This window comes from Roseibium polysiphoniae, assembly GCF_014842925.1.
Lineage (GTDB): Bacteria > Pseudomonadota > Alphaproteobacteria > Rhizobiales > Stappiaceae > Roseibium > Roseibium polysiphoniae.
Genome location: NZ_JACYXJ010000001.1, coordinates 37,970 through 63,520 on the forward strand (window position 1 = coordinate 37,970; position 25,551 = coordinate 63,520).

The 25,551-nt window shown below is 58.4% G+C and carries 17 protein-coding genes and 2 tRNA genes; 11 read left to right on the forward strand and 8 right to left on the reverse strand.

The genetic code is table 11. The features are described 5' to 3' along the window. Positions 1-237 precede the first annotated feature (237 nt). From IG617_RS00210 to cysG, 8 genes are all read left to right on the forward strand, one after another. Complete coding sequence (locus IG617_RS00210; RefSeq protein ID WP_192106239.1) at positions 238-1,644, forward strand: CmpA/NrtA family ABC transporter substrate-binding protein; 1,407 nt, start codon at positions 238-240, stop codon at positions 1,642-1,644. Positions 1,645-1,736: 92 nt separating this feature from the next. After that, the gene (locus IG617_RS00215) at positions 1,737-2,819 is read left to right on the forward strand and encodes an ABC transporter permease (RefSeq protein ID WP_192106241.1); all 1,083 of its coding nucleotides are present in this window, start codon (positions 1,737-1,739) and stop codon (positions 2,817-2,819) included. Positions 2,820-2,828: 9 nt separating this feature from the next. Further along, entirely contained in the window at positions 2,829-4,598 is a 1,770-nt protein-coding gene (locus IG617_RS00220) for an ABC transporter ATP-binding protein (RefSeq protein ID WP_192106243.1), read from the forward strand. 16 nt (positions 4,599-4,614) lie between these two features. Beyond that, entirely contained in the window at positions 4,615-5,043 is a 429-nt protein-coding gene (locus IG617_RS00225; RefSeq protein ID WP_192106245.1) for a globin family protein, read from the forward strand. Between the two features lie 5 nt (positions 5,044-5,048). Next, entirely contained in the window at positions 5,049-7,502 is a 2,454-nt protein-coding gene (nirB, locus tag IG617_RS00230; RefSeq protein ID WP_192106247.1) for a nitrite reductase large subunit NirB, read from the forward strand. Next, a complete protein-coding gene (gene nirD, locus IG617_RS00235; protein WP_192106249.1) occupies positions 7,499-7,846 on the forward strand; it encodes a nitrite reductase small subunit NirD in 348 nt (115 codons plus the stop codon). Before nirB ends, nirD begins: the two co-directional genes overlap by 4 nt. Before the next feature lie 114 nt (positions 7,847-7,960). Next, positions 7,961-10,657 carry a molybdopterin-dependent oxidoreductase gene (locus IG617_RS00240; RefSeq protein ID WP_192106251.1) on the forward strand — a complete coding sequence of 899 codons (2,697 nt, stop codon included), beginning with the start codon at positions 7,961-7,963 and terminating at the stop codon, positions 10,655-10,657. A gap of 52 nt (positions 10,658-10,709) precedes the next feature. Continuing rightward, the gene (cysG, locus tag IG617_RS00245; RefSeq protein WP_192107315.1) at positions 10,710-12,146 is read left to right on the forward strand and encodes a siroheme synthase CysG; all 1,437 of its coding nucleotides are present in this window, start codon (positions 10,710-10,712) and stop codon (positions 12,144-12,146) included. Positions 12,147-12,164: 18 nt separating this feature from the next. On the opposite strand, the gene IG617_RS00250 is transcribed toward cysG, so the two are convergent. The 4 genes from IG617_RS00250 to IG617_RS00265 form a co-directional block, all read right to left on the reverse strand. Next, the gene (locus IG617_RS00250) at positions 12,165-12,893 is read right to left on the reverse strand and encodes a hypothetical protein (protein ID WP_192106253.1); all 729 of its coding nucleotides are present in this window, start codon (positions 12,891-12,893) and stop codon (positions 12,165-12,167) included. Between the two features lie 69 nt (positions 12,894-12,962). Continuing rightward, the gene (locus IG617_RS00255; RefSeq protein ID WP_192106255.1) at positions 12,963-14,912 is read right to left on the reverse strand and encodes an adenylate/guanylate cyclase domain-containing protein; all 1,950 of its coding nucleotides are present in this window, start codon (positions 14,910-14,912) and stop codon (positions 12,963-12,965) included. Between the two features lie 52 nt (positions 14,913-14,964). Continuing rightward, on the reverse strand, positions 14,965-17,142 hold the full coding sequence (locus tag IG617_RS00260) for a caspase family protein (RefSeq protein WP_192106258.1): 2,178 nt from the start codon (positions 17,140-17,142) through the stop codon (positions 14,965-14,967). A gap of 417 nt (positions 17,143-17,559) precedes the next feature. Beyond that, positions 17,560-17,636, reverse strand: a tRNA-Pro gene (locus tag IG617_RS00265). A gap of 392 nt (positions 17,637-18,028) precedes the next feature. Here IG617_RS00265 and IG617_RS00270 point away from each other — a divergent pair. Beyond that, positions 18,029-18,103 (forward strand) — tRNA-Gln (locus tag IG617_RS00270). A gap of 870 nt (positions 18,104-18,973) precedes the next feature. Here the strand turns inward: IG617_RS00270 and IG617_RS00275 are convergent. Continuing rightward, on the reverse strand, positions 18,974-19,669 hold the full coding sequence (locus tag IG617_RS00275) for an aspartate/glutamate racemase family protein (RefSeq protein WP_192106260.1): 696 nt from the start codon (positions 19,667-19,669) through the stop codon (positions 18,974-18,976). A 136-nt stretch (positions 19,670-19,805) separates the two neighbouring features. Between IG617_RS00275 and IG617_RS00280 the strand changes: the two genes are divergently transcribed. Beyond that, the gene (locus IG617_RS00280; protein WP_192106262.1) at positions 19,806-20,543 is read left to right on the forward strand and encodes a hypothetical protein; all 738 of its coding nucleotides are present in this window, start codon (positions 19,806-19,808) and stop codon (positions 20,541-20,543) included. On the opposite strand, the gene IG617_RS00285 is transcribed toward IG617_RS00280, so the two are convergent. The 3 genes from IG617_RS00285 to IG617_RS00295 all read right to left on the reverse strand — a co-directional run bounded on the left by IG617_RS00285 (position 20,540) and on the right by IG617_RS00295 (position 23,478). Then, positions 20,540-21,460 carry an N-carbamoyl-D-amino-acid hydrolase gene (locus tag IG617_RS00285; protein ID WP_192106265.1) on the reverse strand — a complete coding sequence of 307 codons (921 nt, stop codon included), beginning with the start codon at positions 21,458-21,460 and terminating at the stop codon, positions 20,540-20,542. The genes IG617_RS00280 and IG617_RS00285 overlap by 4 nt on opposite strands. A 94-nt stretch (positions 21,461-21,554) precedes the next feature. Continuing rightward, positions 21,555-22,718, reverse strand: coding sequence for an amidase (locus IG617_RS00290; RefSeq protein WP_192106267.1), 1,164 nt, complete (start codon positions 22,716-22,718; stop codon positions 21,555-21,557). A 28-nt stretch (positions 22,719-22,746) separates the two neighbouring features. Then, positions 22,747-23,478 carry a FadR/GntR family transcriptional regulator gene (locus IG617_RS00295; RefSeq protein WP_276529797.1) on the reverse strand — a complete coding sequence of 244 codons (732 nt, stop codon included), beginning with the start codon at positions 23,476-23,478 and terminating at the stop codon, positions 22,747-22,749. 390 nt (positions 23,479-23,868) lie between these two features. On the opposite strand from IG617_RS00295, the gene IG617_RS00300 reads away from it, so the two are divergent. Continuing rightward, the gene (locus IG617_RS00300; RefSeq protein ID WP_192106271.1) at positions 23,869-25,482 is read left to right on the forward strand and encodes an ABC transporter substrate-binding protein; all 1,614 of its coding nucleotides are present in this window, start codon (positions 23,869-23,871) and stop codon (positions 25,480-25,482) included. Positions 25,483-25,551: the final 69 nt, after the last annotated feature.

The following is a 25,551-nucleotide window of genomic DNA, read 5'->3' on the forward strand; positions in this document are numbered from 1 at the left end:
GATAAGAAGTGTAAAACGGCGAAATGAGGAATTTGGCACGGACCCTGCATAGTAGTCTGCAGAGCCAACGAAGGCCTTCCAGAGATAACGCCCGAAGCAGGGCGGAACGGCAAAGCCGCCGATGTGATCAAACCATGCTCCTCCCGCATGTGATGATCCATCGGCGGCTTTTTTTATTTCTACCCCGTGCCGGGTGAAACAGGCCGGGAACTTGCCAGAATGAGGGATCAGCAAGTGATGAAAAAAACAGACACGCTCACCATTGGCCGCAAGCTTTTGCTTGGCACAATGTTCGCCGCTGGACTGACGGCAACATTAATGCCGGCTCAGGCCGAAATGCTTGATGTCGAGAAGGACGAATTGAAGTTCGGCTTCATCAAGCTCACCGACATGGCGCCGCTCGCCATCGCCTACGAGAAGGGCTACTTCGAGGACGAAGGTCTTTTTGTTACCATCGAGCCTCAGGCGAACTGGAAGGTTCTTCTGGACCGGGTCATCACCGGTGAACTGGACGGAGCGCACATGCTGGCGGGCCAGCCGATCGCGGCCACCATCGGCTTCGGCACCAAGGCTCATATCGTGACGCCATTCTCCATGGACCTGAACGGCAACGGCATCACCGTTTCCAACGAAATCTGGGAAATGATGAAGCCGCACCTGGAAATGGAGGACGACGGCAAGCCGGTGCATCCGATCAAGGCCAGCGCCCTGAAGCCGGTGGTGGAGCAGTTCAAGGATGAAGGCAAGCCCTTCAACATGGGCATGGTTTTCCCGGTCTCCACTCATAACTACGAGCTTCGCTACTGGCTGGCTTCCGGCGACATTCATCCTGGCTACTACTCAAAGACCGATATCTCCGGCCAGATCCAGGGCGACGCGCTCCTGAGCGTAACGCCGCCGCCGCAGATGCCGGCCACTCTGGAAGCTGGCACGATTTATGGCTACTGCGTGGGTGAGCCGTGGAACCAGGCGGCTGTCTTCAAGGGTATCGGCGTTCCGGTCATCACCGATTATGAGATCTGGAAGAACAACCCGGAGAAGGTCTTTGGCCTGACCAGGGAGTTCACCGAGGAGTACCCAAACACAACGCTGGCTCTGACCAAGGCTTTAATCCGGGCAGCAAAGTGGCTCGACGAGAACGACAACGCGAACCGTATGGAAGCGGTTGAGATCCTGTCGCGCTCTGAATATGTCGGTGCAGACGCTGAAGTCATCGCCAACTCCATGACTGGCACCTTCGAATACGAGAAGGGTGACAAGCGCGACGTTCCGGACTTCAACGTCTTCTATCGCTACTTCGCGACCTACCCCTACTACTCGGATGCGGTCTGGTACCTGACCCAGATGCGTCGTTGGGGTCAGATCACCGAGCACAAGCCGGACAGCTGGTACGACGAAGTCGCAAAGTCCGTCTATCGCCCGGACATCTACCTGCAGGCTGCAAAAATGCTGGTCGAAGAAGGTCATGTGGCTGAAGCCGACTTCCCTTGGGAAACCGACGGCTACCGTGAGCCGACACCAGCTGCCGACATCATCGACGGCATCGCCTACGACGGCCGCACGCCCAATGCCTACATCGACAGCCTTCCGATCGGCCTGAAAGGCAAGCAGATCGTGGACGGCAGCGAAGTCGTCGGCGGCTGATCGCGCTCAATAAAACAAGGTGGCGGGCATTTCCGCCCGCCACCTGAAAAACAAGAACACGACAAAAAGTTTCCAGACAAAGGACCATGTCCATGGCCAATGCCGACATTTCAGCAGGTTCTGATGTTGCCCGCGCCGCGCGCCGGGAGCGTCTTTTTACGAAGATCAACAAGGCATCGAGCTGGCTGGATGCATTGGGCTTCTCCTGGCTGGTGCCTCTGCTCAAGATCGCAGCAGGCGACAGCGTCAAAGAACAGATGGGCGAGCTGAAGCGCGTTCTGGTGATCCCGCTGCTCGGGATTGCGACCTTTCTGGTTCTGTGGGGTGTTCTAGCACCTCAGGTTCAGACGTCTCTTGGGGCGGTTCCCGGACCTGCCCAGGTCTGGACGCAAACGGTCAACCTTTGGGAAGATCACGTTCGTGAGCGCGAGAAGGCCGATGCCTTTTATGAGCGCCAGGACGTCCGTAACGCCAAGCTTGTTGCCGCAGGAAAGTCCGACAAGGTCAAGCACCGGACCTACACCGGCAAGCCGACCTACATTGACCAGATCGGCACATCCCTCATCACGGTTGGTCTTGGATTCCTGATCGCTACCGCGATCGCAGTGCCGCTCGGCATCGCCTCAGGTCTGTCGCGCAGTTTCAACGGCGCCATCAATCCGCTCATTCAGATTTTCAAGCCGGTCTCCCCGCTTGCGTGGCTTCCCATCGTCACCATGATCATCTCTGCGACGTATGTTAACCCCTGGGACTGGCTGACCAAGTCGCTTCTGATCTCAGCCGTGACGGTCACCCTGTGTTCCATGTGGCCGACCCTGATCAACACTGCGCTTGGCGTGGCATCCGTCGACAAGGATCTCATGAATGTCGGCCGCGTGCTTCAGCTGCCGACCTGGAAGACCATCACCAAGCTGGTGCTGCCGTCCTCGCTTCCCCTGATCTTCACTGGTCTTCGCCTCTCACTGGGTGTGGGCTGGATGGTTCTGATTGCCGCTGAAATGCTGGCGCAGAACCCGGGTCTTGGAAAATTCGTCTGGGATGAATTCCAGAACGGTTCTTCCCAGTCGCTCGCAAAGATCATGGTCGCCGTCTTCACCATCGGTATCATCGGCTTCATGCTCGATCGCTTGATGTATGCATTGCAGCGCGCCTTCACTTTCTCGGCGAACCGGTAAGGAGCGACCATGTCATTCCTCGAGATCTCAGGCGTATCAAAGTCCTACGGCGAAGGTGCCCATCGCACTGACGTATTGGACAGCATCAATCTGAAAGTGGACGAGGGCGAGTTCATCGCCATCGTCGGTTTCTCCGGCACGGGCAAGACCACCTTGATTTCGCTTCTGGCGGGTCTGATCGAGCCGGATACGGGCGGTATTGTCTTCAAGGGTCGCGAGATCGATGGACCGAGCCCGGAGCGGGGCGTTGTCTTTCAGTCCTATTCCCTGATGCCCTGGCTGACGGTAGCGGGAAACGTCGCTCTTGCTGTCGACAGCGTGTTCAAGAAAGAGCCATCCGCAGAGCGCGGCGCGATCGTCGACAAATACATCAAGATGGTTGGACTTGAGCACGCACGTGATCGCATGCCGGCTGAATTGTCTGGCGGAATGCGCCAGCGTGTTGCCGTTGCCCGTGCACTGGCCATGCAGCCGGAGCTTCTGCTGCTGGATGAGCCGCTTTCAGCGCTTGACGCCCTGACCCGCGCCAAACTGCAGGATGAATTCGCGGCGATCTGTGAAGAAGAAAAAAAGACGATCATTCTCATCACCAACGATGTGGATGAAGCTATCCTTCTTGCGGACCGGATCATTCCCCTGAAGCCTGGCGCAAAGGCAACGCTGGGACCGGAATTCAACGTGCCTTTCAAGCGCCCGCGCGACCGTGCGGAAATGAACTCGGACGATGATTTCATCCACCTGCGTGCATCCATCACCGAATATCTGATGGAAGCAGGGGCCGAGCGCGGCTCGGAGAACGAACGCGAGATTTCCCTGCCCAACATCGTGCCGATCACACAGCGGCCGGGCAAGGATACAAAGGCGGACAAACTGCCTGACGCCTATCAACGGGCTGCACAGACCCAGGTGGAAGACCGCTACCTCGAGTTTAGCCAGCTGAAGAAGGTTTATCCGACGCCCAAGGGCCCGCTGACCGTGGTCGACGGCTTCGACTTCAAGATGAAGAAGGGTGAGTTCATCACTCTGATCGGCCACTCGGGCTGCGGCAAGTCCACGGTCCTGTCGATGGTCGCGGGGCTCAACCCGATCACTGAGGGCGCGATTGTCCTGGACGGAACCCACGTCACCAAGGCGGGCCCTGACAGGGCGGTGGTGTTTCAGGCGCCAAGCCTTATGCCCTGGCTGACCGCCTATGAGAATGTCGAGCTCGGTGTCGACAAGGTCTATCCGGATGCCACCAAGGCGGAAAAGACCGACATCATCGAATACTACCTGTCCAAGGTCGGTCTCGGGGATTCCATGCAAAAGGCGGCTGCCGACATGTCGAACGGCATGAAGCAGCGCGTCGGCATCGCACGCGCCTTTGCCCTGTCTCCGAAGCTGCTTCTTCTCGATGAGCCATTCGGGATGCTCGACAGTCTGACCCGCTGGGAATTGCAGGACGTCCTGATGGACGTGTGGAAGCGCACCCAGGTGACTGCGGTCTGCGTCACCCATGACGTCGATGAGGCGATCTTGCTCGCCGACCGGGTCGTGATGATGTCGAACGGTCCCAACGCCCGGATCGGGAACATCATGGAGGTGGATCTTCCACGTCCACGTTCACGCAAGGAACTGCTCGCTCACCCCGATTACTACGCCTACCGCGAGGAGCTTCTGGACTTCCTGGAAGCCTATGAGGGCGGCGCGGATCCGAGCGAGGAACAGCTTCAATCCATTCAGCAAAAACGCGCCAGCCGGCTCGCCCGTCAAAAGGCAGCCATTGAGGCGGCCGAGTAGCCAAAGGAAGCATGCCATGACGCCAGACCAAATCCAGCTCGTGCAAACATCCTTCGCCAAAGTTGTTCCCATTGCGGATGAGGCTGCCGCCATTTTCTACGGCCGCCTGTTCGAGATTGCTCCCGAAGTCACGCCGCTCTTCAAATCCGATTTGAGCGAGCAGGGGCGCAAGCTGATGACGACCCTCGGGGTGGTGGTCAATGGCCTGACCAACCTCGAGGCCGTCCTTCCTGTAGCCAAGGCGCTTGCCGTCAAGCACGTGGATTACGGAGTGAAGGCCGGACACTACGCGCCTGTTGGAGAAGCCTTGATCTGGACGCTGGAAAAGGGCCTTGGCGATGCTTTCACCGAAGAAACAAAGACAGCGTGGGTCGAGGCTTACACAGCGCTTTCCGGCGTGATGATCGAGGCTGCCTACACCGGCAGCACCGAAGCAGCAGAGTGATCAAAATGACAAAACAGAAACTCGTTGTTATCGGGAATGGCATGGCGCCCGGGCGCATGCTGGAATTCCTGTTCGAGAAAGATCGGGACGCCTATGACGTCACGATCTTCAACGCGGAACCGAGGGTGAACTACAACCGGCTGATGTTGTCTCCGGTTCTCTCCGGCGAAAAGACATATGAAGACATCATCACCCACGATGACCAATGGTATGCCGACCATGGCGTGACTCTGCACAAGTCGGCGAGAGTGTCCGAGGTCGACCGCGAGGCGAAAACCGTCACGTCGGAAAACGGCATCACGGCAGCTTACGACAAGCTGGTTATAGCAACCGGATCTAATCCCTTCATCATTCCACTGCCGGGCAAGGATCTCGAAGGTGTCCTGACCTACCGCGATCTCGACGATGTGGAGAAGATGAAGGACGCGGCCGCTCACGGTGGCCGGGCCATTGTGATCGGAGGCGGTCTGCTTGGTCTTGAGGCTGCTGCAGGTCTCAAGATGCAGGGTATGGAGGTGACGGTGCTTCACCTGATGCCGACGCTGATGGAGCGCCAGCTCGATCCGGCGGCCGGCTATTTGCTCGAGGAAGAGTTCAAGCGCCGTGGCATTGACGTAAGGACCAAGGCCAACAGCCATGAGATCCTCGACAACGGCGCCGGGAAGGTTGCCGGGATCAAGCTGGACGACGGCAGCGAGATTGAGGCCAGCATCGTCGTCATGGCAGTCGGCATCCGGCCGTCCGGCGATCTGGCAAAGTCCTTGGGCCTTGAGGTCAACCGCGGCATCATGGTTTCGGACGACATGCGTACGTCTGACGCCGATGTCTTTGCACTTGGCGAATGCGTTGAGCATGGCGGCATGTGCTACGGCCTTGTCGCACCGCTTTACGAAATGGCCGGCGTCATCGCAGACAACCTTCTCGGGGGCAGGTCAGAATACAAGGGCTCGGTCACCGCAACGAAGCTCAAGGTCACGGGCGTCGATCTTTACTCGGCGGGTGATTTTGCAGAGGCCGAGGACCGCGAAGAAATCGTCCTGCGCGATGCATCGGCCGGGGTCTACAAGCGGCTCGTTCTCAAGGACAACAAGATCATTGGCGCGGTTCTCTACGGAGAGACGGCCGACGGTCCATGGTTCTTCGACCTATTGAAGAAGGAAACGGACGTCTCCGAAATGCGAGAGACGTTGATCTTTGGCCAAGCCTACCAGGGGGGCGCCCCCCTGGACCCTACGGCGGCCGTTGCAGCCTTGCCGGATGATGCAGAAATCTGCGGCTGCAACGGCGTTTGTAAGGGTACCATTGTCAATGCCATCCATGAAAAGGGTCTGACCGGGCTCGACGACGTTCGGGCACACACCAAGGCGTCCGCGTCATGTGGGACCTGCACCGGTCTTGTGGAACAGCTTCTCGTCGCAACACTTGGCGATGCCTATGACCCGACCGCCGTCCAGCCCATGTGCGGTTGTACGGATCTTGGTCATGGCGATGTGCGCCGGCTGATCAAGGCCAAGGAACTGAAGACCATTCCGGAGGTCATGCAGGAGCTGGAATGGACGTCATCCTGTGGCTGCGCAAAGTGCCGTCCGGCTCTGAACTACTATCTGGTGGCCGACTGGCCTGATGAATACGCTGATGACTACCAGTCTCGCTTCATCAACGAGCGCGTGCACGCCAACATCCAGAAGGACGGCACCTATTCGGTCGTTCCGCGCATGTGGGGTGGCATGACCTCGTCGAAGGAACTGCGCGCCATCGCCGATGTGGTCGACAAATACGACATACCAGCGGTCAAATGCACCGGCGGCCAGCGCATCGACATGCTGGGCATCAAGAAAGAAGACCTGCCGGGCGTCTGGGCTGACTTGGGCGAGGCAGGCTTCGTTTCCGGTCAGGCCTATGCCAAGGGCCTGCGCACGGTAAAGACCTGTGTCGGTACGGACTGGTGCCGCTTCGGGACGCAGGACTCGACTGGTCTGGGCATCAAGCTTGAGAAGTTCATGTGGGGCTCCTGGACACCTGCCAAGCTGAAATTGGCGGTCTCGGGCTGTCCTCGCAACTGCGCGGAAGCCACCTGCAAGGACATCGGCATCGTCTGTGTCGACAGCGGCTATGAGATCCACTTTGCCGGGGCGGCCGGTCTCGACATCAAGGGCACGGAAATCCTCGGCAATGTCACAACAGAGGAAGAGGCGCTCGAACACGTCGTCGCGCTTGCCCAGATGTACCGCGAGCAGGGCTTCTATCTGGAGCGCATCTACAAGTGGGCCAAGCGGATCGGCGTTGAGGAAATCCGGCGTCAGATCATGGATGATGCGGCGATGCGCAAACGCTACTTTGACGCTTTCGTCTTCTCTCAAAAATTTGCCCAGGTCGACCCATGGTCGGAGCGCGTCTCCGGCAAGGACAAGCATGAGTTCAAGCCCATGGCGATCCTGTCTATGGAGGCTGCAGAATGAACGTCGTCGCCAAGGACTGGGTCGCGATCGGCGACCTCACCGACATTCCGCGCCAGGGCGCCCGCGTCGTCAAGACAGATGCTGGCTGCATTGCGGTGTTCCGCACGGTGAACGACGAGGTCTACGCCCTGGACGACCGTTGCCCGCACAAGGGCGGTCCGCTCAGCAATGGCATCGTCCACGGCTCCTCGGTCACCTGTCCGCTGCACAATTGGGTCTTCGATCTGGCAACGGGCCTTGCTCAAGGGGCTGACGAGGGAGCGGTCCTGACCACACCGGCAAAGGTGGAAGGTGGCAAGATCCTGCTGGCAGTTGATGCCCTTGCGTCTCGTGCCGCTGGCTGACCACGGATTTCAAGAAAAGGCCCCATCGCCTAACAATCCCCATCGACCAGAAAGCCGAATAGACCAAAAAGGCAGAGCCCGGATCTGGCGAGGAAACAAGAAAGAGAGAGACAGGTGACCGAAGAAGGACAAGAAGCCACGGTTAAAACCACCTGTCCCTATTGCGGCGTCGGCTGCGGTGTTCTCGCGAACGTCGCAGCCGATGGAAATGTCACCGTCAAGGGCGATCCGGATCACCCAGCCAACTTTGGCCGGCTGTGCTCCAAGGGGTCGGCTTTGGCGGAGACGCTTTCACTGAGCGATCGTTTGCTTTATCCGCAGATCGGCGACAAGCAGGCGTCCTGGGATCAGGCCCTTGATCTGATCGCGTCAAAGTTTGCAGCGACCATCGAAGAGCATGGACCTGACAGTGTTGCCTTCTATGTCTCGGGCCAAATCCTGACCGAAGATTACTACGTCGCGAACAAGCTGATGAAGGGCTATATCGGTTCGGCGAACATCGACACCAACTCTCGCCTGTGCATGGCCTCCTCTGTTGCCGGTCATCGACGCGCATTCGGGTCTGATACCGTTCCTGGAACCTATGAGGACCTTGAACTTGCGGACCTGATTGTTCTGGTCGGTTCGAACCTTGCCTGGTGTCATCCGGTGATCTTCCAGCGCATCGAGGCGGCGAAACGCGAAAACCCTGCGCTTCGGGTTGTCGTTGTTGACCCTCGCCGGACGGCCACATGCGAACTTGCGGACCTTCATCTGGCGCTCAAGCCAGACACAGACGTGGCCCTGTTCAACGGCCTGCTTTCCTTCCTTTCCGACGTAGACGGCCTTGACCGATCCTTCATCGACCAACACACGCATGGTTTTGAAGCTGCACTGGCAGAAGCAGGCCCGCTGGACATGGCGAAGGTCGCAGAGCAGACCGGTCTGTCAGTCCGCGATCTTGCGACGTTTTACACCATGGTCGCGCGTACCGAGAAGACCGTCACGGTCTACAGTCAGGGCGTCAACCAGTCGGTCGTCGGCACCGACAAGGTCAATGCAATCATCAATACCCATCTTGCGACCGGTCGCATCGGCCGTGCAGGCATGGGGCCATTTTCCATCACTGGACAGCCCAACGCCATGGGGGGACGCGAGGTTGGTGGACTGGCCAATATGCTCGCTGCCCATATGGCCATTGAAAACCCGGAGCATCGCCAGTTGGTGCAGGACTTCTGGCAGAGCCCGAAGATGGCCCGGCGCCAGGGCCTCAAGGCCGTTGACATGTTCGGCGCGGTGCGTGACGGCCGCATCAAGGCGATCTGGATCATGGCGACCAACCCGGTCGACAGCCTGCCCGCCGCAGATGAAGTCGCCCTTGCCTTGAAGCATTGCCCCTTTGTGGTCGTCTCCGATGTCTCGACAGAGGTCGACACGCTGCCCTACGCCCATGTCTCGCTGCCTGCCGCAGCGTGGGGCGAGAAGAACGGCACGGTTACGAACTCCGAACGCCGGATCTCCAGGCAGCGCCGCTTTCTGGACCTGCCCGGCGAGGCAAGGGCGGACTGGCGGGCGCTGTGCGAAGTGGCAAAGCGCATGGGCTTTGCGGAAGGGTTCAATTACGCGGGCGTCGATGAGGTCTTTGCGGAACATGCGGCCCTGTCTGCTCATCAGAACGATGGAACACGTGACTTTGACATCGGCGCATTCGCCGATATTGGCCAGCAGGATTATGACGATCTGACTCCCGTGCAATGGCCCGCACGCGCGGGAGAGCCGAAGCGTGACAGCCGGTTCTTCGCTGGCGGTGGATTTTTTACAAAGGACCGTAAGGCCAACTTCGTCGCTGTAGAAACGACGGCGCCCGCCAGACGGCAGCGCGCCTATCCCTTCGTCCTCAACACGGGCCGTATCCGCGACCAGTGGCACACCATGACGCGCACGGCGAAAACCGCGCGCCTGTCGTCTCACATCGCGGAACCCTTCGCAGAAATTCATCCCGAAGACGCCGCTGCGATCGGTCTTGGCGACGCGGAGCTGGTTGAGGTGAAAAGCCCCCATGGCCGCGTCGTGGTGAGGGCACTGGTGAGCGAAAAGGCGCAGAAGGGATCTGTCTTCGTGCCCATGCACTGGACCGATCAATTTGCCTCGAAAGGCCGTGTCGATGCGGTGGTTTCTCCCGATACGGATCTCTTCTCCGGTCAGCCCGGATCGAAATTCACGCCTGTCGCTCTGATGCCCGTTTCGTGCAGCTGGTACGGCTTTGCAGTCCTGCGCGACAAGCCGGAAGGCATTCCGGCTGACTATTGGGCTCTGGCTCAAGCGCCGGGTGGGTGGCGTGTCGAACTTGCAGGACTGGGTCAAGACGATCTCAAAGAGATGGCATGCGCACTTCTGCCCGGGGACACCGACGAGGCAGCATTCCTCAGCTATGAGGATGGGGGCGAGGGCGTGCAGCGCCTGGCTCTCTGGGATAACGGCGATCTTGTAGCGACGTTTTTCTTCGCGCCGGAGCCGGTTGCCGTATCCCGGCAATGGGCCGCATCTCTGCTGGAGACAAAAGCCGAAAATACGATCGAGCGTTACCGAGTGCTGGCTGGCCGGCCGGCGGCGGATCGACCGGACCCAGGCGCGATTGTGTGTTCCTGCTTCCAGATTGGCGTCAATCAGATCACTGCTGCCGCCGGACAAGGCGCGGCAACTGTCGACGCCATTGGCTCAGTGCTCAAGGCAGGGACCAACTGCGGGTCCTGCCGATCCGAGATCAAAAGCCTTTTGGATGGCCTCAACGACAAGGAGACGGCTGATGTCGACATCGCGCAAGCCGGTTGAGGTCAAATCGATCGCACAAGCGCCATCGAGGTCCCGCGGCCGTCCTCCGCGCATGGGACCACTGGCGAGCCTGCCGGTCTTCTTTCCTCTGGAAACGCGCAAGATCCTCTTGGCGGGCGGGACGGAGGCGGCAGCCTGGAAGGCAGAGCTTCTGGCCGCGGCGGGGGCCGAGGTTCACGTCTACGCCGAAGATCTCGATCCGGTGATGGCGAACCTTTTAAAGACAGGCGGCGTGAACGGACGGTTTGTTCATCATGCGCGACCCTGGGGGGCGGACAGCTTTGCCTGTGCAGCGCTGGCAATTGCAGATGCGGCAAGCGACGGCGAGGCGCAGGCCTTTTATTGTGCCGCAAAAGCCGCGGGTGTCCCGGTCAATGTGATCGACAATCCGCCATTTTGCGAATTCCAGTTCGGCTCTATCGTCAACCGCTCACCTGTGGTGATCGGCATCTCGACCAATGGCGTCGCGCCGATCCTGGGGCAGGCGATCCGGCGCAAGATAGAGACGCTTCTGCCATTGTCTTTGGCCGGTTGGGCAGGGCTGGCGGGCAGGGTCCGCAGCACAGTCATGGAACGACTGGCACCAGGTCCCCAGCGCCGCAGGTTCTGGGAGCTCTTCACCGATCACGCATTTTCGGAGCGGGACGCGCCCGAAGCGGAGGCGGAGGTCGCAGCTCTGGTTGAAGCAACAGGTGTCGCGCAAACAGTAAAAGAAGGACGGGTAACGCTCGTGGGAGCGGGGCCAGGCAGCGCTGAACTGCTGACATTGAAAGCCGTGCGCGCGCTCCAGGCAGCCGACGTCATCCTCTTCGATGATCTTGTTGCAGATGAGGTTCTGGAGCTTGCCCGTAGAGAGGCCAAGCGCATGCTGGTGGGCAAACGCGGCGGCCGCGAGAGCTGCAAACAGGAAGACATCAACGATCTGATGGTGGAGCTTGCCAAGAAGGGCAAGAACGTCGTGCGTCTCAAGTCAGGAGATCCGATGATCTTCGGCCGCGCTGGCGAAGAAATCGAGCGCTTGCAGGCAGAAGGCATTCCGGTCGCGGTGGTTCCGGGCGTGACTTCTGCGTCGGCCATGGCCTCGGCTCTTGGAATTTCGCTCACCCACCGCGATCATGCACAGGCCGTGCGCTTCGTGACGGGCCATTCGAAGAAGGGCGACCTGCAGGAGAGCGTGGACTGGGCTGGCCTGTCTGACCCCGCGACCACCACCGTCTTTTACATGGGCGGCCGTATGGCCGGTCGCATTTCGGACCGGTTGATCCGGGAGGGACGCTCACCCTCGACGCCGGTTGTCGTTATGGCAGGCATCGCGAGGCCCGATGAAAAGCGTTGGCAGGGCAGGCTCCGCGATCTTGAACTGGGGGTCGCTGCGCTTGATACCAGCGAGCCGGTGCTAATTGGCGTCGGAGAAGTGTTCGATATGGCGGGCACGATGGCTGTGCCTGGGCAGCCCGAGCAGGACTTGGCGACCGTCTCTCTCCCGTGAACCTTTGACCCGGAGCTCTTAGTTCACTTCAACACCGTCATGGATCCGTTGGATCAGCGCAATCGCCTGACGTTTGCAATTGTATTCCGCAAACCAGGTCAGAAGCGAGCCGGGCAGGGCCTCCTTCAAAGCTTCCGGAAGGGTGTTGAGGGTTAGCGTTCTCAGGTCATCGTCAATGCTCACCGCCAAACGCCCGTCGGCGGCGAAATCGCTCGGCAAGGTCAAAGTGGTCTGGTCCTTGGGCCAGGAAATGTCGGTGATGCGCCCGGCGGAGCTCCGCACCGAGACCACGGCGGAAACTGAGGCGTCTCTACGTGCAAGGGTCAACTCCGACTGCCGGACACAACGCGGACCGGAGCTGTCGACACTGGCGTGCCAGATACTGGCGGGTATGCGAAATGCACCGTCAAGGTTGCGCGACGCACCAAGCACATTTGACCGCGCGTCCGGGTCGCCCAAAAGAACCTTCAGAGCATCCCAGCTTGCGGGAACAGGCGAAGTGGATTTCGCCGAGCTCTCGTCCTCGAGCGAACCTTCAAACGGGCCGTCGATCACGCGCATCTTGCCGTCCTGGGACAGGATCGTGACACGGGCCTCGCCGGGCAGGGTCAGCACGGACGTGGGCGCCAGAATATCACCCGGCAGGTGGTCAGTGTCCCCGCTGGCCGCAACGACGACCATGTCCGCCCAGGCAGGAACGGCAGAGCAACCAAGCACCAGGGCCATAAGCCATGCCATGTATCGCATTTGAACTGCTCCCTGGGTTCTCGCCAAAACCATAGACCGCGTCCTGCTCCGCAGAAAGGCGGCTGCCAATCATTTTCCCGATAGCGTTACTTTCGTTCCAACAGAGCCATCGCGCAATCGCTCAATGTGAAGTTGGGTTGGTCCATCGCCTGGTTTCAACGCGGCGACGCTTTCAAGACAGGACAGCGCATCCGGACTGGCGTCAGACATCTTCTGATAGGCTGCCAGATAGGCCTGCATCCAGGCGGAAGAAAGATCTTGGTCGGAAACCGGTTCGAAACAGGCAACCGGCTGGCTCCGGCCCTTCAGAACGAGATCGCCCAGCGGGCGGAAGTGGTGTCCGGGACATTCGGAGGCGACTGCGCTGCTGACGCAAATGCGTGTACCGAGAAACTTATTCGCCCCTTCCAGGCGCGCGGCAGTGTTCACAGTGTCGCCAATTCCCGTGTAATCAAAGAACCGGCTGCCGCCGAAATTTCCGATGACGGCCTCGCCGTGGTGAATTCCGATCCGTGTTACGCCGAGAGCAATAGACCGGTCGTTGGCGTCTGCCCGGAAGCTCTCGCAAAATGTGTCCAGTGCGAGAGACAATTCAAGAGCGCGGCTGGCTTGGTCCGGATCCACATCCGGCGCTCCAAAGAAGCAGACGACCGCATCGCCAATGATCTTGTCGATGGTCGCGCCATGCTCGGTCGCCAGATCGCAGATGCGGTCCAGATAACTGTTAAGCAGCTCGGCCATCTGCTCCGGTGGCAAGGTCTCCGACAGGCTGGTGAAGCCCTGGAGGTCGGTGAACAGATAGGTGACCGGGCGCTTTTCGCCGCCGAGCTTGAGAGAGATGTCACCACTGGTCAGACGCTTGACGAGCGCAGGGCTTACATATTTTGAGAAGGCTGTTTTTAGGAAGACCCGTTCCGAGCGATCCTTGCGCCAACGCATCAGTGCCATGATGAGCGCAGACCACACGGCTGCAGCTGGCGGGCCGAGGACAGGAAGCAGCAGGATCTCCAGCGACACCAGCATCCACGCGGCGAGAAGGTATGCGCCGATCGCCAGAAAAAGCAGCGTGAAGTAGGTGAGAGGGCGTGCAATCACCAGAAAGCCGAAGCTCGCAGCCAGCCCGGCAAGTACCATCAAGGCAATGGTGTTGAGAAAGGATGCAGACCCAAGCGAACGTCCGGACAGCTGCTGCGCCAGAATGGTTGCGTGAACCTCTATGCCCGTCAACGTCCCTGCTTCCGAACCCGCCAGTGAAGCCATTGGTGTCGGATGCTGATCAACATAGGGAAGGTCGGTCCCGATCAGGACGTATTTGTCTGTGAACCAGGCCTTCGGAAGATATGCGACTGTTTGCGCCGGATACTGCGGAAAGGGCGAGGTGCCGTCGGATCTGTATTGATAGATGATGCGTCCTATCGCCTTCTCTTCAGCCAAAGACTCCCCAGAGAGAGCTTCGGCGAAGCTTCGAACGGTCGTGCCGCTTTCGTCTTCAAGCCGCGGGAGATGCCGGAGAACGCCGTCGGCCTCGTCCCGCTGCAGCACGATGGACCCGCTCTGGCGATCTGAAATCACGGCCTGAAGATAGGCCGCCTGCTCATGCGTCAGCCGTTCCCTGGTGCCCGCCTCAGCTAGAATGAGGGGTGCACTGGATCGGTCGATCGCATCAAGCAGCTGCTTGTCCTTGGCAGGTTCGCTCGGCCCGTCAATGAGCACATCCAAGCCGATCTTCTGAGGTGAGGCGGCGTCAATGGTCTCTATCAGCTCGGCGAGAAACCCGCGGTCGATCGGCGACCTGTAGGGAAATTGCGCCAGGGTTTCTTCAGTGATTGTCACGAGTACGATATCATTTTCGCAATCGTTACAATCCCCGAAAACGGAGATCACGAGCAGGTCGTCCAGGATCGGCCCGAGGCGCGACGCCAATGGCAGGGACAGAACTGCTGCCAACGCGCCAACAGCAAGGGCGACCAGAAGTCTCTGGGACGGGCGACCTTGCCGCCTTGGCTTTTGTGCCATCATCGTTTTGAGGCACCGATCGGAAAGCGGTCACCGGGTCTTCGAGGCAAAAGGATCATTTCGGGGCGTCGAAGCGCTTCACGTCCGAAGTCGTGCCGTCCGCATAGGTCAGTTGCACGGAGACATACTCCGTTGACTTTGGAATATTCGCGAAGACGACGGATCCTGGTCCACTTCTGGGGATCGCATGTGGGTTGTCAGGATCGCATTCACCGATCTCGAAAGCTGTATCGGGTTGATCGCTGTTCACGGCGTAGCGAACCGATGCAATGGCGCAGCGATAGCTGATCAACTGGGTGAAATAGGCCAGCTGCTTGCCATCCCAATCCTGGTAGCTGACCCAGCCGTTCGACAAACGCTCGAGAATGTCCTTCTGGGACTTGATCAGAGCAGCATTCGGATTGAACGCGATCTTAAACGGGCCCCGCACATCGCCATGAACATCGGTGTATTGCACCTCCACGTCGGTCGGACCGGCATTTCCCGGCAACTCGAAGGCGGGGTAGGGGATCGGTTGTCCGGTCGTGGGGTTGAGAGCTCCGTTGACAAATCCGGTTGACCGGAAGTCTTCGCCCGGCAGGCGAACGAAGATTTCCTGCGCGCTGTCGGCAATGGCCAGGGACAGCATCCAGCCCTGATTGCTGCGCATGGCGTTCAGCTTGACCGGATTGGCAAGTGCCTGGGTGTTGAGGCCTGACAGCGCCGCCAGTCGCGACTTGGCGTCCTCGATGCGCTGGGCCGCCATTTGCTGGTCGATGAAATACCGTAGGTACCGGCCGTCTTCCACGCCTTCCAGGAAACGCGTCAAAAGATCGAGTTCCGTCGTCTTGTCTGCCGTCGACTGCTGGCCGAGCCTGGACTGGGAGTAATCAAGGCTCAGTTCGTAAAGGGCCGGGACGAACTCCGGATAGGCATCGACGAAGGCACTGAAACGCCGGATCCGTTCGTCGCGCTCCTGCAACAGGATTTCGGCAAACAAGGTTGTCGGATCGCTGCGTCCCTGGGTTAGCGAGTGATAAAACTCGCGCGCACCGGCCCGGCCCTCCTGGGCTCTCAGCACGGCCTGAAACCGGATGTGGGGGTCGACCTGAGGTTCTCCGAATGCGAAATATTTCAGATAATCCTGCCGAGCTTTTGGATAGTCGCCCTTGATCTCGCGAATGCGCGCATTGGCATAAAACTCGAGCGGACTTTGCGGATTTTCAACGAGCAGGGACCGGCTTTGCAGCTTTGCAAACAATTGCTCAATCTCGCCAGCGGGACTGCTGCCGATCTGCGCCAGCCGCGCCTTGGCGAGCTCTGCGAATGAGCCGCCGGGAAAGCGATCGAGATAGGCCTGGATTTGCGCCCTGTCGTCACTGGCTTTGACATCATTCCAGAATTGCAGCTCCAGCTGGATCGTGCTCGCATCAGCTGGTGCGTTTGCTGCAACTTGGCCCTCGCCCATGGTGTCCGACGGTGTCAGCACGATATCTGTCGTCAGGGACGAATGATCCCAGGGAACCTGATCGCCATTTGTGGCTTCGACCACCTGCTTGCGTACGCGCTTGAACACGGTTTCGACCGTTGCGCCGGGAACGAGGATTTCGCGCGAAATGGCAAGCGTATAGGGGCTGTTGAGCCCCTGGCCATCCGTGGCCGTGCTTCCAGGTGCCGTCGCGAACGAAATGAAGCTGCCGCGCGGCGTGCTGTTCAAAAAGGCAAAGCCGCCGACCGTACCCCCGGCTGAACGCGACAGGGCGGTGTTGCGGCAGGCGTCGAAGATAACGATGTTCGCGCCGTCATGAGCCGATTCAACCGCGGACAGGACCCAGTCCACTGACAGGGCCTCAAATTCAGCGTCGATTTCATCGCGCAGGTCCGCGCCCAGCGGGGCGAGGTAGTTTTGACCACCGGCTTCAAAGCCGTGGCCGGAGTAATAGACGACAGCGATGGCGCCCGGATCGGTCTTTTTAAGCTTGTCGGTGAAGTCTCGAACGGCGCGCTTCATGGTGCGCAGGTCGGCATTCAGAACGAGGTCGACGTCAAAACCGGTTGATTTCAGACTGTCCGTAATCAGCGCCGCGTCATTTGCCGGGTTCTGCAAACGCGCCAGCGTTGAGCTGTCGTAGTCCGCATTGCCGACCACCAGCGCGAGACGCTCTGTCGCCAAGGCCGGCCCGAGAAGCGGCGAGCAGATGAAAAAGCATGCAGCCATGACGAGGCGAAAGCGTCGTGTGAATAGCGGTTTCATTATCTTCCCCCGGACCTTCGCGTTGAGCTTGAACCGTCCTGATCGCTCCCGTCAATGCGGGAACCGCGCAGTTTTCAGATTATAGCTCTATCAGGAAACCTCGGAAACATGCGTGATGCTGGTCACAATGAGGTCCTAGTCGGAAGCGGACGTATTTTCGCGCGCTTGATCAATGAAGGGCTGCGGGCCGACGTCCGTATCCCTCGGCGGTGGGATAAGTGAGGGGCGTAGTGCCCATCGCGATGCGAGGTGACCGCGCGGTTGGCGAGCGTAAGCACCTTGCGTATCGGGGGGACAACGAGGCTTGCCCGAAAGTCGAGGCCAGCGTGAGGACCACGACACTGTCCACGCCTCAATTGCGTTCGACAGAAAACGGCAGAAGCAGCTTATAAGTCTGTGAGATCAAAGAAAAGAAAATGGTCGGAGTGAGAGGATTCGAACCTCCGACCCCCTCGTCCCGAACGAGGTGCGCTACCAGGCTGCGCTACACTCCGATCCAGTAGTTCAAGCGTTTGAAAAGCTTGTCGGGAACAGCGAAACGAGGCGTCTCGCTGATGTGGCGGTCTCTTAGCACCGCTTTTTTCACCCCGCAAGAGGCTTGTCGTTTGCTGTGGCAAAATTCCGCCGTCTCAGGATCTCAGCCGTGCAGGCCGGTTTGTTTCGCCCACCTGCAGGAGGTTGGTTGGCGTTCCCAAAGGCGGCTTTTGGGACCCGTTGCTGGCGCCATGAAAAAGGTCTGTTTGGCGTGCACTTCCGATCCGGCTCTCTGATCACTCCGGCACCATCTTATCGATGCTGGGGAAAACCCCACCGGGGCCCCTTATTCTATGCCGCTACGGGTCTTGCACTCGCCAAACGGCGGGGCTATACACCGTCTCCACGGTATTGGGGTGTAGCCAAGCGGTAAGGCAGCGGTTTTTGGTATCGCCATGCGAAGGTTCGAATCCTTCCACCCCAGCCATTTTTCCGAGAATTTCAATATTTTCTCATGCTTGGTCGGCAAGTGCCCGGACTTTCAAAGGCTCGTGCTGTCTCGGTTTTGGTATTGAAGGCGCGAATTGCGGATTATTCCGCTCACGGTTCCAAAAGTCTCTGTTTGCGTTTTTAGCGCATGGGATTTGCGGCTGGGGAGATCAGGTGAGCGACTGGATTAGCGCGCGTTGGTCTTCAAAATCGGACGGCAGTGTCTGGCGCAACAGCCAATCCGATGTGAGGGAGACGGGTTGATGCCCTCGCAGTATATCCCGGACAATATCCGGTGCCAGGAACGTGAGCGGTATGACCCGCTGGACTGTGTTGACTGAAGTGTTTTCGCGCCTGGAGATTTCAGAAAAACTATCGCCCTTTTGAACCGCCTTGTACCAGCGGTGGGCAGCCCTGAGGTTCTTGATCAGCACCTGATCCCTTGACGAGGTATTTGGAGACGCCTGTGAAGATGTCTTTGAAGATGCTGGGGAACCATCCCTATGATGACCGACAATCAGTTTTGCCTCAACGCCGGCTTGCGCCGGGTGAACGGCATCGTGGTCTGAAGGATGTCCGGGTTGATCTTTGCCTATCTACATCTCCACCCTCCCAGAATTAGGAGGCTAATGAAAATGTCACGCGAGCACCGGTACCTCGCCAGACTTGTCAAGCCAACAAAAAGCAATTGGATCTGCCGAACTCACCTTCGCTGGGCTTGCCGCTTACACCAAATATAAGGCGAGCAACCTCGATGACCTTGACCCGCGAGCATTTGATGGCTGGCTTGCCCAGCAAGCTCCGCAGGTAATGGCGAGCCTCGCGGTTGGCGCGCCAATACCTGGCTGGTGCTGACGATCGGCCAGATTTATAGTGGGAAGTTCGGGTCCATGCGGCCCAGAAGTGCGGTGAGACCCAGAACGGCTGCTGGCACCGGCTCTATTAGCGGTACTTTTGTATGCTTGGCGAGCGCGCTCGCAGCTTGAGCAAGCGGGCCGCCGCCGATGATGATGGCTTCTGCATTATCCTCTTCAATTGCCTGTGCAATTCCGTTTTGAAGTCTGGTCAAAAGCAATTGCGGATCGGCCATTGTTTCGTGCAGCGCCCCTTCGGTTATTCTGATTGACGCCAGCTGAGCGCCAAAGCTATAGACCTCAGCGCATGCTTGGATCGAGCGGGTCAATTCCGGAGTGGTGGTGACAACCGAAAAGCGTCTGTTGCCCTGAGCAGCACTCGCCATACTTTGCTCCGCGATCCCGACGACCGGAATGTCCAATGCACCTTGCAAGGCTTGCAGTCCGGGATCTCCGAACGCAGAAACAATTACGCCTGAGTACCCGTTGAACACGACCGGGTCCATCGCAGCAACAACTTCAGCCGCAGTGGCCAATTCGGCCTCATTGCTGATCAACCCTGCTCCAGACGCCGCAGTAAAACCGACGATTTCGATTTCCGGCGCAGCGCGAGCTGCGATGTTGACCATTGCCTGGGTCGTTGCTTGCGATGTGTTGGGATTGACAAGAGCGACCCGGCAGAGGTGGGTCTTCGGTGAAGAACGAGGCATGGAGGTTACTTCTTGTTGCTGTCTTCAAGACACTTTGGTGCGTAAACTGTTCGACCAGGACAATAGCTTGTGTCGCGCAATCAAGCCTCCTATTGCTTGGAAGTCCCTCGTCCTCCGACGGAAGTCCTTCACCTGAATGAGCATCGAAGCAGCAGTACAATTGATCGTCGAAGCGCGGAGAGCGCGCACGACGCTGACGCGTCTTCCGAAGAGTTGTCGGCCTGAAAACGAGGCAGACGGTTATGCCGTGCAAACAGCGGTTGCCGAAGCCCTCGGGCTGGCAGTCGCAGGTTGGAAGGTCGCAGCCCGCAGTTCCAATAGCGGTGTCGCTGCTCCGATCTTTGCAGGAACAGTTCATCAGGCTCCCGTGACGCTCCCTCATGTGAACGCACTCGAGACCGAAATTGCCTTCAAGCTCAAACATGACCTTCCCGTACGGTATAGACAGTCCTATTCGCGTCAGGAAATTTTGAACGCCATTCAAAGTGTTGCACTTGCATTTGAATTGGTCGACTGGCGTTTGACAGCAGTCGATCTTGATCGGCCCGAACGCGTTGCAGACTGTTTCGCAAATGCAGGCCTTGTTCTCGGAATGGTACGTCCTTTCATAGGCGATATTTCTTCGCCCGTTAAAGAGTTAAGCCTTTTCCGAAACCAAACACCTGAGCCCTTTGAGGCCAAAGATATCGATCCCGTGGAATCCATTCGAGCCTACGTCAACTTCGGCGGCGACACCCTGGGTGGCCTCAAGGCTGGACATTGGGTGATCACCGGCTCGCTAAGCGGAATTCAGAAGGTCTCCTGCCCAGAAACCTGGACAGCGCGTTGGCGGGATGAGCTTGAGGTGTCGCTCAAAATCGATCCAAAGGCCTAAGCTTTTTCTACCAGCAGGCCGTATTGGTCCGGCTGCCTGTGGGCAGCAAAATTGAAAATGTTGTCCTGAATCTCCCGGCAGCGATCCAGATCGCACTCCACAACAATAACCTCATCTCCAAGGGTCACGCATTTTGCGGCAATTTCACCTGTTGGCGCAATGATGCAAGATCCACCGATCAGATCACAGCCCTCTTCGTGCCCGGCCTTGGCAACTCCAACGACCCATGCGCCGTTCTGATAGGCCCCTGCCTGCATGGACAGATGATTGTGAAAATCCTGCAGGTGGTCATGGTCAGGAGCAGGCGGATAATGAACTGGCGTGTTGTAGCCAAGAAGCACCAGCTCGGCCCTTTGCAGTCCGAGAATGCGGAAGGTTTCGGGCCAGCGTCGATCATTGCAGATACACATGCCGATCCGCCCACCCAAAGCTTCAGCTACGGGAAAGCCGAGGTCTCCAACTTCAAAATAACGTTTCTCCAAATGCTGAAACGGCCGCCAAATTTCGTGATCCGAGTGGCCTGGCAAATGGATCTTCCGGTATTTTAGCAATACCTCGCCGCTCGGACCAACCAGCACCGACGTGTTGAAACGCCGCGTTTCGCCTTTCGCATCCTGTGTCTTTTCCGCATAGCCGAAGGAGAAAGACAGGCCCAGTCGGATAGCTGCCTCAAAAAGCGGCTGAGTTTCCTCAGAGGGCATCTGTGTTTCGAAGAAAGCGTCGATATCTTTCTGATCCTGCAGATACCAGCGCGGGAAAAAGGTGGTCAGCGCCAACTCCGGAAACACCACAAGCTCCGCCCCACGCGATGCCGCTTTTTCCATCAGTTGCATCATTCGAATAACAACAGAAGACCGGCTCTCGGCGCGAGGAATTGGGCCCAGTTGAGCCGCCGCGATTACCAGATTACGTGACATATCATAGCCTTTTTGGGTGTCCTTGATCAGGAGGCGCAGTTGCAAATATTCCCAGTGTTTCCATGTGATCGGCTCTTCTGGGAGAGGCTGTACCTCACATCAAACCGGCCAAAGCCAGCAAATCGTTATCTTGCATACGCGCGCTGACAAGAGACAGCCCCACAGGCGCTTTGCCGACAACTGCGCCTGGAATCGTCAGTTCCGGATAGCGGTTCAAACCGGAGATGCTGGTCAGACACATGATCGCCTTTCGCGCCGCGTCCAGGTCCTCTTGGCTGGCAGCGAGTTCCGGCGCCGGTCCAGGGGCGGTCGGCAGAACCAAGATCGTACTGTCATCCATGAGGGTATCCATGGCGGCGCAAATCGACGCTCGATCAGCGGCAGACTTGGCAAACTCGGTGCCGTTGATCTTGCTGGCCATATCAAGGCGTTCAGTCACGCCAGGCCCGAAATGCGCAGCGGCCGAAGACACCCAGGGGCCAACTGTTTTCCAGATCTCATAGGCCTGATGGACGCGGAAGGTCTCGAACCAGTGCTCCAGAGTTTGTTCTGGCAAGGAGCTCGTATCTGCAGGTCCCAACAATGCTGCCAAACGGTCGATCATTGGCTTTAAGGCCGCGAACAGATCCGGATCGATCCCGGACCACACCGAAGATGGCAACCAGAGACGCGAAGGTCGCTTGCCCTGCGCCGCATTTATCCCGAAGGCAGCGCTGACACGGATCATCGTGTCCAGATCACGCGTAAACCATCCCGGCACATCAAAGGAGGGAGCCAAAGGCACCAGTCCGTTTGATGATATGCGGCCGTGGCTTGTTCGCAGTCCAAAGATGCCGCAGAAGGCGGCAGGAATGCGCACAGAGCCGCCGGTATCGCTGCCAAGGGCAAAGTCTGCCAAGCCAGCCGCAACCGCGGCGGCCGATCCGGAAGATGATCCACCAGGCACACGGCTTGGTGCTGCACTGTTCACGGGAGTGCCAAAATGCGCGTTGGCACCGATAATGCTGTAGGCGAGCTCATCCATATGCGTAAAGCCGACAAATGATGCGCCTGCCTGGAGGCACGTATCGACGCAAGCAGCGGACTTTTCCGCCGGGGGATGACTTGCCTTCCATGTAGGATTTCCGTTGGAGGCCACCCGCCCTGCGAACTCGTAATTTTCCTTGGCGGCAAAAGACAATCCGTCAAGCGGTCCAGATGCACCTGCAACCGGTTCGGGCAGGAGCTCGGAAAATGCGGCAACGGTGTCCTTTATCATTCAAGTCAACTCCGATTTATGGGCCTTATCAGGTTAAGTGAAGGTCGCAACGAAGCGCCGCCGCGTGGATATGATCTCGCAATGCCGCACAAGCGTCTGCACAATTTCCAGCCTCCAACGCATCGACGATGGCAAGGTGCTCACGAGCCGTGTCGCCGACCCTTTCAATGATAACCATCGGCACCCATTGGCTGTCCTTCATCGCCTTCGACAAATGACTGCGGATATCCAGAAAGATTCGATTGCCGCAATACTCAAAAATAACGTCGTGGAAGGCGGTGTCCTGTTCCGCGGCGACCACGGCATTGCCCTGGCGCGCGGCGATCATCAGCGCCTCCGCATGGTGGCGCAGACGCTGGAGCGCGTCGCTGGTCAACCTTGAAAAAGCCAGTGCAAGAGCGTCCGGTTCGAAGCCGATACGAAACTGATAAACCTCACGAAGATCATACCCCTTGTGGAACGGCCAAAAATCGATCGGACGCTGGCCATCCCCATTGGCGACGAACAGACCCCTGCGCCCCTCCACCCGGATAATTCCGAGCATTTCTAACATTGATACGCCTTCCCTAACGGAGGGACGGGAGGCCTGAAGCAGGGTGACAAGCTCCCGCTGCGACGGCAACGCGTCGCCCGGTTTCAAGCCCTGGTCGCAAATCATTTGCTGAAGCGCCTTGGCGACTCTGGCCGGCACAGTGGATTCCCGATCAGGGCCCTCTGTCTGGCTTGCGTCGCCTTCAGTCAATGCTGTCAATCTGGACATCAAATGCTCAAATTTTACCCTTGCACGTTTTCTGGTCTGTTTTACGGTAAACTGGTCAGACCAGAAAACGGGTACCTGATAAACGACTACTCGGCAAGAGGGAAATTAAGTTAAAGGCATTGATTTAATTAATCTTTCTGTCGTTCTGCAAGCGATGGGCAGGCGCGAAAGATTATGGAAGAAATGTCATACACCGCCTGACAGGCAGCTCCGAAACCTAAGGCGCGCTGCTGAACCGGGCCAATAACCGGCCTCCAGCGCAACGAGCGCGGAAGGATCGGACTAAGCGGCCAAAACTGGCTTTCGCGGGGAAACGTTTCGAGAAGACCATTCAATCTGCTGTCGGCCTTCCGACTGTAATCAGCTGACTTTGAAAAAAGGACATCAGCAATGGCACTACGAAACCTAAGGGGAGCCGCATTGGCAGCCCTGTCAATTGCCGCCCTCGCAACAGTGTCATTCGACGCCTGGGCAGCTGGCACGCTCCGTGTCGGCATGACAGCGTCGGACATCCCTCTCACCACCGGTCAGACCGACCAGGGCGGCGAAGGTATGCGCTTCATGGGCTACACGGTCTATGATTCCCTCATCGAGTGGGATCTGACCAGTGCAGACAAGGCCTCAGTGTTGATCCCGGGCCTGGCGACCGAATGGACTGTTGATCCCGACGACAACACAAAATGGACGTTCAAGATCCGCGAAGGCGTGACCTTCCATGACGGCAGCCCGTTCACGGCACATGATGTTGTCTGGAATTTCGACAAGCTGCTGGTACCGGAGAGCGAACAGTATGATCCGCGCCAGTCTGCGCAGGGAAAGTCCCGCATTCCTGCCGTGGCTTCCTATAAGGCACTCGACGACTTCACTCTTGAAATTATAACCAAGACCCCGGACGCGACCCTGCCTTACCAGCTCGCCTGGATCCTGATGTCGTCCAAGGCAAACTGGGAAGCGCTCGACAAGAATTGGGAAGAAGTGGCCAAGGCCCCTTCCGGCACCGGCCCATGGAAACTGACTGGCTTCGTTCCGCGTGAACGCGCAGAATTGGTCCCCAATGAAGCCTATTGGGACGCAAGCCGTGTACCGCAGTTGGACAAAATGGTCCTGATGCCGCTGCCAGAACCGAATGCCCGGACTGCAGCCCTTCTTTCAGGGCAGGTTGACTGGATCGAAGCACCGGCTCCAGACACCATTCCCGCCCTGACCGGCAATGGCATGGAAATCGTCTCCAACGCCTACCCACACAACTGGACCTGGCACCTGTCGCGCCTGGAAGGGTCTCCCTGGAACGACATTCGCGTCCGCAAGGCTGCAAACCTGGCTATCGACCGGGACGGCCTGAAAGCGCTCCTCGGTGGCCTCGCCATTCCGGCGAAAGGGTTCCTTCCTCCAGCCAGCCAGTGGTTCGGCGAGCCAACCTTCGAAGTGAAGTATGACCCAGAAGCTGCCAAGGCCCTGTTGGCTGAAGCCGGTTTCGGTCCGGAAAATCCGATTAAGGCCAAAGCGCTGATCTCGCCGTCCGGCTCCGGTCAGATGCTGCCTTTGCCGATGAACGAATACGTTCAGCAGAGCCTGGCAGAAGTTGGCATTGAAGTTGAGTTCATGGTTGTCGAATGGAACCAGATGATCAATCTGTGGCGTGCAGGTGCTGCAGATCCGAGCGTCGACGGCTCCCAGTCCATCAACTTCACCTACTTTATCCAGGATCCGTTCACCGGACTGATCCGGCATCTTTCCTGTGACCTGATTGCACCGAACGGCACCAACTGGGGCCACTATTGCGACCCGGAAATGCAGGCTCTGTTCGACGAGATCAAGACCACTTTTGATCCCGAAGCCCAGAACGCGGTGCTGCGCAAGACACATGAGAAATACGTCAATGACGCGCTTTTCCTCATGGTGACCCACGACGTGGCGCCACGCGCCATGAGCCCGAAGGTCAAGGGCTTCATTCAGGCTCAGAACTGGTACCAGAACTTCTCCGGTATCACGATCGAAGAATAAGAAAACAGAAGTTCGCGGGGCCTTCTCGCGAACTTCTCTTAACGTTCTGCCGCGCCCAGCGGTCCGCGT